This window comes from Sphaerotilus mobilis, from assembly GCF_004216565.1.
Taxonomy (GTDB): domain Bacteria; phylum Pseudomonadota; class Gammaproteobacteria; order Burkholderiales; family Burkholderiaceae_C; genus Sphaerotilus; species Sphaerotilus mobilis.
This window is the reverse complement of the sequence record NZ_SGWV01000010.1, coordinates 289871-304001: the sequence shown is the minus strand read 5'-3', so window position 1 is coordinate 304001 and position 14131 is coordinate 289871. Positions and strand designations below refer to the sequence as shown.

Genomic DNA, 14131 nt, shown 5'->3' with positions numbered 1-14131 from the left:
AGCCGGTCACTTCCGGTCACTTCTTCTGCGCCACCATCACCGGCTCGATGCGGAACAGGTTGGCCGAGGTCGGCTCGACCGTCACCTTGACCCAGTGCAGGCTGGGGCTGCCGAAGGTCTGGATGCGGGTGAAGTTCTCCAGCATCTTGTTGGGCGCGTGCAGCGGCTTGTCGACCTTGAAGAAGTGCGTGTCGCCGTGCACGAACAGCACCTGGCCGTCGAAGGCCGCCGTCAGCCGGGCGAGTTCGGTCATGAAGCTGCGGTAGCCGCTGTTGCCCGGCAACAGGCTCTCGTCGACCGCCGGGGTCTCGGGCAGGTCGAAGCCGGGGTCGCCCTGCACGGTCACCACGATGCCGCGCGCCTTCTGGCTGCGGGCTTGATCGAAGGACTGGTTGAGCCATGCGATGTTGGCGGCATCGCGTTCCAGGAACTCGGCGTTGGCGGCGTCGCACTGGGCGGCCTTGCGCACGCTCTTGTCGCTGCACTCCTGCGCGTTGAGCACGAGGTTGTTGTTGCTGCCCGGCACGTTCAGGCCGACGAACAGCACCGGGCCCTGGCTGAAGCGCACGTTCTCGATGGCCTTGTCGCCCGGCGCGCGGCCCTGGTGGGTCAGCGGCATGGTCTTGGCGCCGAGGCTGTCCAGCGTCGGATACATGACGCGGCGCAGGTGGGCCAGCCGTTCAAGCGCGTCGAAGCCGCCGTTGTTGCTGCGGTGGCAGTCGGTCCACTCGTTGTCGCCGGGCAGGTAGACGACCGGCTGCTTCATGCCGTTGAACATCGCCAGCGCTTCGGTGTAGACCTTGTCGTCGCAGCGGCTGGCGCCGTCCTTGATGTCGCCGTTGTAGATCGAGAAGGCGATGTCGGCGCGGTTGATGCTGTCGAGCACGGCCGGCAGCTTGGCGGCGTCGCCGTTGCGCAGATAGGGCATGTCGCCCCAGAGGCCGAAGCTGTAGGTGCCGGCAGGTGCCTGGGCACCGTGGTGCTGAGCATGGCGCTCGGCCATGCCGGCGCAGCCGCTCAGGCCGGCCAGCAGCAACGGGGCCGCGATCACGGCCAGACGGGTCAGGGGACGGGCAAGGGTGAAGGTCATCTCGGTTCCTTGAAAGGCAGAACGGCCCGTGTCGATCGACACGGGCCGCAGGGGTCAAAAAGGGCTCGGTCTGTGCAGGGCAGCGATCAGAACGAGTAGCGCACGCCCACGCCCAGGGCGCGCGGGTCCTTGCCGGCGTTCGGGCCGGTGATGGCCGGGAAGTTGTCCGACGCGACCAGGGTGCCGCGGGCGGCCGCGTCGTTGGTCAGCTTGGTGACGAAGCCGTAGACGGCGACCTGCTTGTCCAGCGCGTAGTTGGCTTCGAAGGCCATGCCCTTGATGCCGTCGTTGGCGCCGCTGGCCGACTCGCCCGACTTGCCCAGGCTGGCCTTCAGGACCAGCGCGCTGTTGAGCGCGTAGGTGCCGGTGACGACCAGGTTGCTGGTCTCGCGGCCGGCGCTGTTGTCCAGCTTGCTCATCGCGACGCCGGCGGTGAAGGCGCCCAGGTTGGTGCCCAGCGTGAACTTGGTGCCCTTCATGGCGAGGCCGGCGCCGTTGGCATCCTTCTGGTTCTCGATGGCGACGCCGCCGTTGAACATGCCGTCGTTGTATTCGACCGAGGCGCCGAAGACGGTCTTGTTCAGGGCGGTCGTCTTGGCTTCGTCCGGCGAGTAGGCCAGCTTCGCGACGACGGCATTGGCGAGCTTCGGGCTGACGTAGTGCAGCACGTTGGTCTTGCGGGTGTGGACGTTCTGGAAGGTGGCGTTGCCGATGGCGACGCGGCTGCCCTTGCCATGCACCAGGATCTCGATCAGGTCGCCCTGGCCCCACAGGCCACCGGAGGTGCCTTCCAGCGCCTTCAGCGGCATGTCGTAGGTGCCGGCCAGCACGGTGCCGGCGGCGGCGGTCTTCAGGCCGACGAAGCTGTTGCGGTTGGCGAAGGCCTTGCTGTTGGCGGTGTCGTCCGGGGCGATGCCGGTCTCGACCTGGAAGATGGCGCTCAGGTCGGCGCTGAGCTTGTGCTCGCCCTTGATGCCCAGGCGCGAACCGAAGTTGCTGGCCATGATGCGCGAGACGTCGCCGTCGCTGGTGCTTTCGAGGCCGAGGTCGATGCGGCCGTACCAGGTGAACTCGGTCGACTGGGCCGAGGCGGCGCCGGCCAGCGTCAGCAGGGCAGCGGCGGCGAGGAGGCTCTTGGTGTGTTGCATGGTGGAGGCGGTGCCTTGGTTGAGCAGGTGTGAGGGAGGGCGAGAGGAGCGATCTGCATCGTCGTCAGCGCCTGTGGCAGATCCGTGAATACCCCGATGAACACAGGAATCGCGGCGTTTGCACGACAAGCGGCGGACCTGCTTGGCCTGTCATGGGCCGGACTTGTGTGGGCGATAGGCGCGAGGGCTGCGCGCGCGTTCGGGCAAGCACGCGCACGGACGAGGGCACGGGCCAGGGGGCCAGGAAGAGCGACAGAATGCGCAACCGACCTGGGTCCACACGCTGCGCAAGCACCCCCTCCATGAGCACGCCCTTCCTTCCCGTCACCGAACAACCGGTGGCCGTCGTCACCGGTGGCGCCCGCGGCATCGGCCTGGCCATCGCCCAGTGGTTTCTGGATCGCGGCCACCGGGTTGCGCTCTGGGACATCGATGCCCAGACCCTGGCCCGCACCGAGCGCGAACTGGCCCTGCCTGATCGGGTGCTGGCCGTGCCGTGCGATGTCTCGCAGCCCGAGGCGGTGCAGGCCGCGACCGACCGGGTTGTGGCCGCCTTTGGCCGCATCGATGCGCTGGTCAACAACGCCGGCGTGGCCGTGTTCAAACCGGTGGGCCAGACCAGCTGGGCGGACTGGCGCACGGTGCTGTCGACCAACCTCGACGGCGCCTTCCTGTGCACCCAGGCGGTGGCGCCGGTGATGCAGCAAGGCGGGCGCGGTGGGGCGGTCGTCAACATCGCGTCGATCTCCGGCCTGCGCGCCAGCACGCTGCGGGTCGCCTACGGCACCAGCAAGGCCGCGCTGATCCACCTGACCAAACAGCACGCGACGGAACTCGGCACGGTCGGCATCCGCGTCAACGCGGTGGCCCCCGGCCCGGTCGAGACCGAGATGGCCAAGCTGGTGCACAGCGTGGCGATCCGTTCGGACTACCACGACGTGATCCCGCTGGAGCGCTACGGCACGACCGAGGAGATCGCCAACGTGGTGGGCTTCCTGTGCAGCGACGCGGCCAGCTACGTCAACGGCCAGGTCATCGCCGCCGACGGCGGTTTCGACGCGGCTGGCGTGGGCCTGCCGACGCTGCGCCGCATGGCGCGCGGCGGCTGACGCAGCCCGCTGGGCCCGCCACGATGCGCGAGATCGTGCACCCCGGCGCACGGCGCCCCGAGGCCAGCATCGTGGCCACGCGGCTGTCGGCCCATGCGCTGGCGCTGGTGCCCGGCACGAGCCTGATCGACGCCCTCAGCGTCGCTGTGACCGAGTCCTGCGGCCACTTCGCCAGTGGCGTGCTGCAGTGGCACGGCGGGCAGGCAAAGCCGTGGCCATATGTGCTGCCGGCCTTGTCGCGCACGCCCGAGCATGCGGTGTACTTCAGCGAACGCCACGAGGCGCCCGGCGCGGTCGAGCTGGTCGAGGCGACCGTGACCTTCGGTCGGCGCGGGGCCGGCGAGGGCAGCCGCCCCTGGCTGCACAGCCATGTCGACTGGATCGAGGCCGACGGCCGGCGCGGCTGCGGGCATGTCCTGCCCGAACAGGCCCGACTGAGCGTCGCGCCGCTGCGGGCGACCTTCTGGGCGATGCACGATGCGGCGTTCACGGTCCAGGCGGACGAGGAGACGCGTTTCTCGCTGTTCAAGCCGGTGCCCTATGCGCCTGCTGCGCCCGATACGCCTGATACGCCCGCTGCGCCTCTGTGGATCGGGGCTTGCGGCGATATGGCGGCTGCATCGCGGCCCGCGCTGGCCGTCCGGCTGGCGCCCAACATGGATGTCTGCGAGACGCTCGAAGCGATCTGCGCCGAACGTGGCATCCGCCAGGCGGTGGTGCGTGGTGGCGTGGGCAGCACGGTCGGCGCGGTGTTCGACGATGGCCGCGTGGTGCAGCCCTTCGTGACCGAGACCCTGATCCGCCACGGCGTCATCGAGACCGGTGCGACGCTCGCGCCGCGCGCCGCCATCGACGTCACGATGATCGACTTCCACGGCGGGCGTCACCAGGGCCGGCTGGCCCGTGGCGAGAACCCGGTGCTGGTCACCTTCGAGCTGGTGCTGGAGATCCTCGGCTGAGCGTGGGGCGGCACTCAGACCCGCACGCAAGCCCGCACTCAGTCGGCCTGCACCGGCTGGATGTCGCCGCGCCGCAGCAGCTCGGCGCGCACATCCTTCTTGGTGATCTTGCCGTAGCCCGACTTGGGCAGCGCGTCCCAGAAGACGAACTGGCGCGGCCAGCGGTAGCGGGCCAGCCGACCGTCGAGGTGGGCCAGCAGGCCATCGGCATCGACGGCAGGCGCGTGTCCGGCCCGCCGCACGACCACGGCCACGCCGACCTCGCCCCAGTGGCGATCGGGCACGCCCAGCACCGCCACCTCGGCCACGCCGGGATGCGTCAGCAGCAGCTCCTCGCACTCGCGCGGGTAGACGTTGGAGCCGCCCGAGATGTACATGTCCGACTCGCGCCCGGTGATGTAGAGCAGCCCGCGCGCATCGAGCCGGCCGAGGTCGCCGGTGTGGAACCAGCCGCCGCGCAGGGCCTTGGCCGTGGCCTCCGGATTGCCGTGGTAGCCGGCGAAGACGGCGGGGCCGCGCACGCAGATCTCGCCGACCTCGCCGGTGGGCAGCGGCTTCAGGTCGGCATCGAGGATCGCGACCTCCATGCCGGTGCGTGGTCGGCCGCAGGAGCCGATGTTCGCGTTGGCATCGGCGTCGTCGGCGCTGTGCAGGTGGGCCGGCAGCACGCTGATGCAGCCGGTCACCTCGCCCAGGCCGAAGTACTGGACCAGCACCGGACCGAGCTTGCGCAAGGCCAGGCGCTGGTCGGCGCGGTACATCGGCGCACCGGCGTAGATCAGGTGGCGCAGGCTGGAATGGTCGTGCTGGTCGACGGCCGGGTGTTCGACCAGCTGCTTGACGATGGTCGGCACGGTGAACAGGTTGCTGACGCGGTGCCGCTCGATCAAGGCCCAGACGACCGCCGGATCGAGCCTCTCGCCCGGCAGCAGCACCGTGGCCGCGCCGCGCGCGACGTTGAGCAGCAGGTGCACGCCCGCGCCATGCGACAGCGGCGCGACCGCGATCGAGCGGTCTGCCTCGGTCGTGCCGGGGATCAGGTCGGCCAGGTGGTTGGTCACCACGAAGCCCATCTGGCCGTGCGTCAGGATGCCGGCCTTGGGGTGGCCGGTGGTGCCCGAGGTGTAGAAGAACCACAGCGGATCGTCCGGCCCGACCACCGCCTCGTCCGGCGCTGCGCCGGCATGTGCGGCCAGCAGCGCCGCATGGGTCGTGTCGCCGGGAAGGCCGTGGCCATCGGGCTTCTCGCCGATCCAAACGACATGCGACAAGGCCGGCGAGGCGGCCCGCACCGCATCGGCATGGGCGCCAAACAGGCCTTCGGCCAGCATCACCTTGGCGCCGCTGGAGGCGCCCATGTAGGCGATCTCCGGTGGTGTCAGGCGGAAGTTGGTCGGCACCCAGATGCAGCCCATGCGGAAGGCGGCCCAGGCGCTCTCGAACATCGCCACGCCATTGCGCGACTGCACCAGGATGCCGTCACCGCGTCGCACGCCCAGGGCCTTCAGGCCGGCGGCCAGCGCGTCGACGCGGCGGTCCAGCTCGGCCCAGGTCCAGGTCTCGTCGCCGTGGATCAGGCCGGGCCGGTCGGGGAACAGCCGCGCGGTCTGGCTCAGGAGCTGAGCCAGATTGCAGACCTGTGCGGCGTTCATGCGCGGCCCTCGGCCGATTCCAGGATGCTCACGTAGTTGGCCACCGCCGCCCCGCCCATGTTGAAGACGGCACCGCGCCGCGCGCCGGCCAGCTGCATGTCGCCGGCCGTGCCGCTGAGCTGCATCGCGGCCATGACGTGCTGGGACACGCCCGTCGCACCGATCGGGTGACCGCGCGACTTCAGGCCACCCGAGGGATTGACCGGCAGGCGGCCGTCGAAGGCGCTGATGCCGTCGTCGATCACGCGCGCGCCCTGTCCCTGCGGGGCCAGCCCCATGGCCTCGTAGGCCAGCAGCTCGGCGATGGTGAAGCAGTCGTGGGTCTCGACGAAGTGCAGGTCATCGAGGCCCATGCCGGCCTCTGCCAGGCCACGTTGCCAGGCCATGGCCGCGCCTTCGAAGTGGGTCGGGTCACGGCGCGACAGCGGCAGGAAGTCGTTGACCTGGGTGCGCGAACGCCAGCGCACCGCCGGCTGCGCCGCGCCGGGCAAAGGCTCGCAGGACAGCACCAGCGCGGCCGCGCCGTCGCTGACCAGCGAGCAGTCCGAGCGCTTGAGCAGGCCGGCCACGAAAGGGTTCTTGTCCGACGGGGTGCGGCAGAAGTCGTAGCCCAGGTCGCGGCGCAGGTGGGCAAACGGGTTGCGCACGCCATGGGCATGGTTCTTCGCGGCGATGCGGGCCAGTGCGTCGCTCGGGTCGCCAAAACGTTCGGCATAGACGCTGGCGATCTGGCCGAACACGCCGGCAAAGCCGCCGGGCGTGTCGCCTTCCTCGCGCACGTAGGAACAGCGCAGCAAGACCTCGCCGATCTGCGCATTCGGCAGCGTGTTCATCTTCTCCAGCCCGACCACCAGGACCCGCTGCATGCGCCCGGCGGCGAGGGCGTCCAGCGCCGCCCAGATGGCGGCCGAGCCGGTCGCGCAGGCGTTCTCCAGCCGCACCGATGGCACGTGACGCAGCTCGGGCACGGCCAGCGCGGCCAGCGCGCCGCTGAAGTCCTGCCGCACGAAGCCGCCGTTGAAGTGGCCGACGAAGACGCCGTCGATGTCTGCCGGCGTCAGCCCGGCGTTCTCGATGGCCGGCCGCGCCACGGCGCCGAACAGCGCCTCGGTGTCGAGCGCATCGAGCTTGCCGAAGGGCGTGTGGGCCCAGCCGACGATGTGGGGAATGGACGCCATCTCATGTCTCCTAGCGGACTTCCTTGCGGACTTCATTGCGGACTGCCGCCATGCTAGATCGCCCGAGGGACTTGCCGGTGCCGCACCGCACCGCGCGCGGCGACCGACACGGTCCCGACACGTGGCGTGCGCAGACTCGCGGGTTTTTGACCGTCCGGGAGCCCCCCATGTCGATGAGCGATGAGCACGAGGCGCTGCTGCGCCGCATCCATGCCGATCTGATCGACGGCTACGACGAAGAGCTTGAACTCGAGATCGAGGACCGCAGCATCGATGACGTGATCGCCGGTGTCGACCCGGCGGCCGACACCTCGCGCCGGACCGAGCGCATGCGCTACTTCCGCGAGCTGTTCCGCTTGCAGGGCGAGCTGGTCAAGCTGCAGGACTGGGTCGCCGAGACCGGCCAGAAGGTCGTCATCCTGTTTGAGGGCCGTGACGCCGCCGGCAAGGGCGGGGCGATCAAGCGCATCACCCAGCGACTGAACCCGCGCGTGTGCCGCACCGTGGCCTTGCCCGCCCCGAACAGCCGCGAGCGCACCCAGTGGTACTTCCAGCGTTATGCGCCGCACCTGCCGGCCGCCGGTGAGATCGTGCTGTTCGACCGCAGTTGGTACAACCGCGCCGGCGTCGAGCGGGTGATGGGCTTCTGCAGCGAGGACGACGTCGAGGAGTTCTTCCGCTCGGTGCCCGAGTTCGAGCGCATGCTGGTGCGCTCGGGCATCAAGCTGATCAAGTACTGGTTCTCGATCACCGACGAGGAGCAGCATGTGCGCTTCCTGGGTCGCATCCACGACCCGCTCAAGCAATGGAAGCTCTCGCCGATGGACCTCGAATCGCGCCGCCGCTGGGAGGACTACACCAAGGCCAAGGAAGCGATGCTCGAGCGCACCCACATCGCCGAGGCGCCCTGGTGGGTGGTGCAGGCGGTCGACAAGAAGCGCGCCCGCCTGAACTGCATCCAGCACCTGCTGACGCAGTTCGACTACCACGAGGTCGACAAGCCGCTGGTCGACCTGCCGGCCCGCGAGCGCCACGACGACTACATCCGCAACCCGGTGCCGGCGTCGATGATCGTGCCCGAGGTCTACTGAGCCGAGGAGGCTTCGGCGGCCACCGTGGCCGCCTGGGCCGTGGGGGTCATCGGCCAGGCCTGCAGTTGGTAGGGCTCGGCCAGGCTGCCCTGCAGCACCGCCTCGTGGAAGCCGTGGTCCAGGCGCGGCTGCACGGCATGGCGGGGGCGACCCTGTCCACCGGGGCCGCCGGGCCCGCCCACCCCGCCGCCATCGGCCGGTGAGGGCACGAGGTCCGGGCCGGCCTTGCGCGGTGCCTGACACAGGCCCCGCTGCAGCATCGGTTGCAGCGCCGGCATGAGCGTCTTCAGGGCCTGCGTCGGCAGGGCGCTGGTGAAGGTGTAGCCCTCGGCGTGCGGCGCGGCGGCGTAGACCATCATGGTGCCGAAGTAGCGCTCGCCGATCAGGAACATGAATGTGCCCGAGCGGCTCACCACCTTGGCCGAGGTCAGCTGGCCGTTGCGGCCATAGACCTCGTAGCGGTGGTCGCCGGTGCCGGTCTTGCCACCGATCGGGATGACCTTGCCGTCGCCGTCCTTCAGGCTGCCGCGCAGGCGGGCGGCGGTGCCGTTGTCGACCACGTCGATCAGGGCGGTGCGCACGACCTTGGCCAGCGCCTCGGGCAGCACGCGGCGGGGAGATTCGCTCTGGCGCTGCAGGTGGGTCTCGTAGGGCGTGCCGACCGCAAAGGCCAGGTGGTCCAGCCGGCTGGCCGGGCGGCGCTCGCCACCGTTGACCAGGATGCCCATCAGCTCGGCCAGCGCCGACGGCCGGTCGCCCGAGGCGCCGAGCGCCGTGGCGTAGGACGGCGTCAGCGCGTCGAAGGGATAGCCCAGGCGCTGCCAGCGGCGGTGCAGTTCCTCGAAGGACTCGTCCTCGATCATCTGGCGGATGCGCACGTCCTGTGCGCCGCGCTTGCCGGGCAACAGCAGCCAGGCGCCGGCCATGCGGCGGGCCTCGGTGCCGCTGGCGACCAGGTCGGCCAGGCGCTGGCGCTTGTCGCGCCGCAGCTCGGCGGCGGTCCACAGCTCGATCGGATTCAGGCCGCTCAGCCGCGCACGCGTCTCCAGCGTCTGCACCGAGGCACCGCCGTGGCGTTGCAGCAGGCGGGCGACCTGTTCGGGCGTCGGCAGCGGCAGCTTCACGCCCGACTGCTCGGCGCTGCGCTGGTGCTGGCGGGCGATGAAGGCACCCAGCGCGGCGGCATCGCCCTCGGGCTGCAGGGCGCCGAACACGGCGGCCAGGCGCTCCGGGCCGGGCGTGCCGCGCAGCTGGTCGACCAGGCGGTCCTCGATCGCCTCGGCTTCGAGGTTGCGGTAGCGGCTGTGGAAGCGGCTCTGGAACTCGCGGCCCTCGTGTTCGATGAAGCGTTCCAGGTAGGTCCGCCGCAGCGCGTCGGCCTCGGGACTGTCGACATCGCGCAGCAGCGGCGCGGCCGGGCCTTGGTGCGCATGGTGGCGCACGACGTCGCGTATCAGCCGGACGAAGACCAGGTTGACCGAGCGCCGCAGCGCGTCGCGCAGGTCCATGGTGCGGACGTCGTCGAGCGGGTCGAAGTTGGCGAAGGTGTGCTGGCCTCCGCCGGTGTAGAAGACCTCGTGCGGGCTGGCCGAGTAGCGGCGCCGCATGGCGGCATCGAGCAACTGGTCGAGCGTCAGCGGACTGGCCTTGGGCGCGGCCAGGAGTTGCTCGCGGGTCCAGCGCGACAGCAGGTCGTTGGGGGCCAGATCCAGCGCCTGCAGGGCCGCCCGATCCAGCTCGGACCAGCGCGCGTGCAGGTCGGCGATCACCTCCAGGTAGCTCACCAGGGTGCGCAGCTTGGCGGTCGAGCCCAGGTCCAGCCGGGCGCCGTCGTTGATGTCGAAGGGCTGGTCGACGTTGTCGGTCTGCACCCGCAGCAGGTTGGCGTGTTCGCCCCGTTCGTAGAGCGTGAAACTGAACTGCAGGTGCTGCGGGTCGTCGCCGTCCTGAAGCAGCCGGAAGCCGTAGAGGCCGGCGGCGCGTGCCGCCTCGGGCGAGCGCAGGCTGCGCAGCGTGCGGGTGACGGCTTGCTGCAGCTCGGCGTCGAGCGTGCTGTCCGCGCGCAGGTCGATGCGGTCGAGGTCGTAGGCCCGCGGCACCGCCAGCATGGCCTGCAGGCGGGTGCGCAGCGCCGTGGCGGCCTTGCGTTCGCTGAAGGGCGGCTGGGCCTCGCGCGGGGCGCTGGCGCTGCGGCGCAGCGGGATCGCCAGGGCGCGGTCACGCAGGGTGGCCGGGATGACGCCGGCATCGGCCATCACGCGCAGGTAGCTGTCGGTCAGCTCGGCCAGCGCGCGGTCCTGGTTGGCGCCCAGGTAGTGCGAGGGTCTGCGCTGCGCCACCATCAGCGACAGGGCTTGCTTGAAGGCGGCGGCGCGGCGCTCGGCGGCGTCGAGCACATCCGGTGCGGGCGGCGCGGCGGCATCGGTGGGCGGATCGGCCGGCGGCGAGCGCAGCAGGTCGTTGAGCTCGTCGAAGTCCTGGCCGTACCAGGCCCACAGGCCGTCGCCGATGCCGTGGACCTCGCCCCAGCCGGGTCGGGCCGCCAGCGGCACGGTGTTGAGGTAGCTGCGCACGATCTCGCGCCGGCGCGGCATCGTCAGCTCGCCGCCGTTGTAGGCGCGCAGCGAGGCCGAGACCATCTGGCGCAGCTTCTCGGTCGCGCCGTCGGTGCGGCCATCGGGCGAGTGGCGGTATTTCTCGATCTGGGTCGCCAGCGTGCTGCCGCCGGGCGCGCGGCTGTCGTCGCCGATCAGGCGCAGGGCCTGCTCGCCGACCGCCTTGCCCAGCCGCACCCACTCGATCGCCGGGTTCATGCGCGGGCGCTCGGGGTCGAGCAGCTCGCGGTTCTCGATGAACAGCAGCGCGTCGACCAGCAGCGGCGGGATGTCCTCCCAGCGGTCATAGACGCGACGCGGGTAGCGCGAGCTGAACAGCGGGTCGCCGGAGCAGTCGGCCACGTCCAGACCGGCCTGGTCCTTCTCGGGGTAGATCGTGAACAGGCCGCTGTCGACCAGGCCGAGCTGGGTCTCGCTCATGCGCGCCTGGGCGCTGACCGCATAGCCCTGCGTGGCCAGCTTGCGGGTCCAGTCGGGCAGGCGGTGGTAGCCCAGCCGCTCGTCGTAGGGCCCGTCGCCCGGAAAGCGGATGGCAGGGCTCGGGCCGGGTTCGACCACGTGCGCCAGTTCGCTGGTGTAGCCGCTCAGCAGCCAGGCCTGCAGGCGCGAGTGCTGCAGCTCGTGCAGGCCGACCGCGCCGACCACGCCGACGGCGGCGGCCGGAAAACTCCAGCGCACAGCGCGCGCCAGCCACCTCAGTCGCGTCGTGCGCTTGGGGGGGGTGGCCGGGGGGGCGGCGGGGGTGCTGCTGTCGGTCGGGCCGTCCACGATGCTTCCAGTGTGCTGATGGGCCACCAAGATAGCCGCTGCAGGGCCTTCCTGGTGTGGCGACGCGGCCAAGTCTGGCACCCGAACCGGGTGCTGCGTGGTGTCGGACCGCCATTCGTTCACGCCGTTGCAGGCAGTTTCGATTCAGACAACTGCTGACGCCGGGTGCCGCAACTGAAAGTGGCACCGCCGCAAAGCGTCAACTTGTGTCGGGCCGTCGCGTCGTTTCATATTCTTCAGTTTCGGGGCCTTGCGCAGCCGGGCATACTGAAACCCAACCGGTCCGCAACCTTGCGTTCGGGCCTTAGAACACTGGATCCATCGAACATGTCGAGTTGGCTGCGGCTGCTGCTGGTCACCCCTGACCCGCACGTCGTTCACACCCTGGGCGCCGCCTTGCAGGCGCTGTATCTGCTGGAGTCCGCCGACGGCGCGGCGAGCGGCCTGACCGCCTTGCACAGGGGCCGTCACGATGCCCTGTTGCTGGGTCTGGACGACCATGACGAGGCGCTGCTGCTGCTGCAGCGTGTGCGCGCCGAACCGGCCTGGCGACATCTGCCGGTGCTGGTCCTGTGCGGCCAGCCTGACGAGGCCTTCGAGGACCGCGCCCTCCAGCTGGGTGCGACCGACTTCCTGACCACCCCCTACCGGGCCAGCGTGGTGCGCGCCCGCATCGCCAACGTGCTGCATCTGCGCGAGCCGCAGGAGCAGCAGCGCCATGCCGACGCGCGCTGGATCCGCGCCGTCGAAGGCGCCGAGCAGGGCGTCTGGGACTGGGACCTCGCCAGCGGCGAGGTCACGCTGTCGCCCCAGTGCCGCGTGCTGGTCGGGCTGGGCGCGGATGCGAGCACGGCGGTGCGCTTCTCCGACTGGCGTGAACGCATCCACCCGGATGACGCGACCGCCGCGCACCGGCGGCTGGAGCGCCATCGCCGCGGCATCGCCAGCGGCTATGAAAGCGAACACCGGCTGCGCTGCGGCGACGGCAGCGAGGTCTGGGTCCATGAGGTCGGCCGTGTGGTGCATCACGATGCCAACGGCGAGCCGCTGCGCATGATCGGCACGCTGACCGACATCTCGCGCCGCAAGGACGCGGAGGCCCAGGCCCAGAGCCTGACCTTCTACGACCCGATCACCGACCTGCCCAACCGCCGCAAGCTGGTCGAGCTGCTGAGCCAGAGCCTGGAAGGCGACCTGCTCGGGCGCAGCGGGGCGACGCTCTACCTGATCGACCTGGATCATTTCAAGCTGATCAACGACGCCCACGGCCACGACACCGGCGACCAGCTGCTGCGCGAGGTGGCGCTGCGCCTGCGGGCCTCGGTGGCGCGCGGCGACATCGTCGCGCGCATGGGCGGCGACGAGTTCGCCGTGCTGCTGCTGCACGAGAAGCGCTCGATCGAGCTGGCGCAGTCGGTCGGCCAGTCGGTCGGCGAGCGGCTGTTGCGCGTGGTCGGTCAGCCCTATCTGATCGACGGGGCCCAGCACCACTGCCTGGCCAGCATCGGCGTGGTGGCGGTCGATGCCGATCTGGCGCAGCAGGCCGAGCAACTGCTGAAGTGGGCCGACATCGCGCTGTACGCGGCCAAGCACGCCGGCCGGGGCTGTCTGCGCAGCTTCGACCCGGCCATGCAGGCGGCGGTCGAGGCGCGTTCGCGGCTGGAGTCCGAACTGCGCGAGGCGCTGGTGGACTGGCAGTTCCAGCTGGTCTATCAGTTGCAGGTCGGCGAGGGCGACCACGCCATTGGCGCGGAAGCCCTGGTGCGCTGGATGCATCCGCGGCGCGGCCTGATCGGCCCGAGCGAGTTCATCGCGCTGGCCGAGGAGACCGGCCTGATCGTGCCGATGGGCCGGGCGCTGCTCGAACGGGTCTGCTTGCAGCTGTGCGCCTGGTCCGAGGACCCGCAGATGTCCGAGGTCACCGTCAGCTTCAACATCAGCGCCCGCGAGATGGGCGAGCCCGACTTCGTCGACGCGGTGATCGAGATCCTGCAGCGCACCGGCGTGCCGGTGCGGCGCCTCAAGCTCGAACTCACCGAGAGCGCGCTGCTGGGCGACGTCGACGACATCGCCGCGCGCATGCACCGGCTGCGCGCGCATGGCGTGAGCTTCTCGCTGGACGACTTCGGCACCGGCTTCTCGTCGCTGTCCTACCTCAAGCGCCTGCCCTTCGACCAGCTCAAGATCGACCGCAGCTTCGTGCGCGACATCCTCGAGGACAACGTCGACGCCCACCTCTCGCGCGCCATCGTCGCGCTGGCCGCCAGCCTGGGCCTGAGCGTGGTCGCCGAGGGCGTCGAACTGGCCGCCCAGGGCGAGATGCTGCGCACCTTCGGCTGCAGCCGCTTCCAGGGCTTCCTGTTCGGCGAACCGATGTCCGCCGAAGCCTTCACCGAAGCCCTGCACACGGCGGCGGCGCGTCAGACGGTGGCGGGGGCGTTGGCGGATTGAGGGGCATCAGCCCCGGTCGTCCGGGCGGATGCTCTCGAACGGGTGATGGGCCGGGGCCATCTTGATCAAG

Annotated in this window: 9 protein-coding genes; 4 read left to right on the top strand and 5 right to left on the bottom strand. The window is 70.5% G+C overall.

Features of this window, described 5'->3' with window-relative positions:
* Positions 1 to 16 precede the first annotated feature (16 nt).
* Positions 17 to 1090 carry a hypothetical protein gene (locus EV685_RS13695; protein ID WP_130482597.1) on the bottom strand — a complete coding sequence of 358 codons (1074 nt, stop codon included), beginning with the start codon at positions 1088 to 1090 and terminating at the stop codon, positions 17 to 19.
* An 86-nt stretch (positions 1091 to 1176) separates the two neighbouring features.
* Positions 1177 to 2238 carry a porin gene (locus EV685_RS13690; protein WP_130482596.1) on the bottom strand — a complete coding sequence of 354 codons (1062 nt, stop codon included), beginning with the start codon at positions 2236 to 2238 and terminating at the stop codon, positions 1177 to 1179.
* A gap of 302 nt (positions 2239 to 2540) precedes the next feature.
* On the opposite strand from EV685_RS13690, the gene EV685_RS13685 reads away from it, so the two are divergent.
* Both EV685_RS13685 and EV685_RS13680 read left to right on the top strand, forming a co-directional pair.
* Entirely contained in the window at positions 2541 to 3347 is an 807-nt protein-coding gene (locus EV685_RS13685) for an SDR family NAD(P)-dependent oxidoreductase (protein WP_130482595.1), read from the top strand.
* A 23-nt stretch (positions 3348 to 3370) separates the two neighbouring features.
* On the top strand, positions 3371 to 4306 hold the full coding sequence (locus EV685_RS13680; RefSeq protein ID WP_130482594.1) for a PPC domain-containing DNA-binding protein: 936 nt from the start codon (positions 3371 to 3373) through the stop codon (positions 4304 to 4306).
* Positions 4307 to 4344: 38 nt separating this feature from the next.
* Here EV685_RS13680 and EV685_RS13675 read toward each other — a convergent pair whose 3' ends face one another.
* Both EV685_RS13675 and EV685_RS13670 read right to left on the bottom strand, forming a co-directional pair.
* Positions 4345 to 5958, bottom strand: a complete 1614-nt coding sequence (locus EV685_RS13675; protein ID WP_130482593.1) for an acyl-CoA synthetase — start codon at positions 5956 to 5958, stop codon at positions 4345 to 4347.
* Positions 5955 to 7136, bottom strand: coding sequence for an acetyl-CoA acetyltransferase (locus tag EV685_RS13670; RefSeq protein ID WP_130482592.1), 1182 nt, complete (start codon positions 7134 to 7136; stop codon positions 5955 to 5957). Before EV685_RS13670 ends, EV685_RS13675 begins: the two co-directional genes overlap by 4 nt.
* A gap of 167 nt (positions 7137 to 7303) precedes the next feature.
* Here EV685_RS13670 and ppk2 point away from each other — a divergent pair, with 167 nt between their 5' ends.
* Positions 7304 to 8227: a polyphosphate kinase 2 gene (ppk2, locus tag EV685_RS13665; protein ID WP_130482591.1), complete on the top strand. Its 924-nt coding sequence runs from the start codon at positions 7304 to 7306 to the stop codon at positions 8225 to 8227.
* On the opposite strand, the gene EV685_RS13660 is transcribed toward ppk2, so the two are convergent.
* Positions 8221 to 11610, bottom strand: coding sequence for a transglycosylase domain-containing protein (locus tag EV685_RS13660; protein ID WP_242615585.1), 3390 nt, complete (start codon positions 11608 to 11610; stop codon positions 8221 to 8223). The two genes, ppk2 and EV685_RS13660, sit on opposite strands and share 7 nt — an antisense overlap.
* Positions 11611 to 11937: 327 nt before the next feature.
* On the opposite strand from EV685_RS13660, the gene EV685_RS13655 reads away from it, so the two are divergent.
* Positions 11938 to 14061 carry a putative bifunctional diguanylate cyclase/phosphodiesterase gene (locus EV685_RS13655; RefSeq protein ID WP_130482590.1) on the top strand — a complete coding sequence of 708 codons (2124 nt, stop codon included), beginning with the start codon at positions 11938 to 11940 and terminating at the stop codon, positions 14059 to 14061.
* Positions 14062 to 14131 lie beyond the last annotated feature (70 nt).

Excerpts from the sequence above, each read along its gene's own strand:
- EV685_RS13695 (WP_130482597.1), bottom strand. The coding sequence starts at position 1,090 with ATGACCTTCACCCTTGCCCGTCCCCTGACCCGTCTGGCCGTGATCGCG.
- EV685_RS13690 (WP_130482596.1), bottom strand. The coding sequence starts at position 2,238 with ATGCAACACACCAAGAGCCTCCTCGCCGCCGCTGCCCTGCTGACGCTG.
- EV685_RS13685 (WP_130482595.1), top strand. The coding sequence starts at position 2,541 with ATGAGCACGCCCTTCCTTCCCGTCACCGAACAACCGGTGGCCGTCGTC.
- EV685_RS13680 (WP_130482594.1), top strand. The coding sequence starts at position 3,371 with ATGCGCGAGATCGTGCACCCCGGCGCACGGCGCCCCGAGGCCAGCATC.
- EV685_RS13675 (WP_130482593.1), bottom strand. The coding sequence starts at position 5,958 with ATGAACGCCGCACAGGTCTGCAATCTGGCTCAGCTCCTGAGCCAGACC.
- EV685_RS13670 (WP_130482592.1), bottom strand. The coding sequence starts at position 7,136 with ATGGCGTCCATTCCCCACATCGTCGGCTGGGCCCACACGCCCTTCGGC.
- ppk2 (WP_130482591.1), top strand. The coding sequence starts at position 7,304 with ATGTCGATGAGCGATGAGCACGAGGCGCTGCTGCGCCGCATCCATGCC.
- EV685_RS13655 (WP_130482590.1), top strand. The coding sequence starts at position 11,938 with ATGTCGAGTTGGCTGCGGCTGCTGCTGGTCACCCCTGACCCGCACGTC.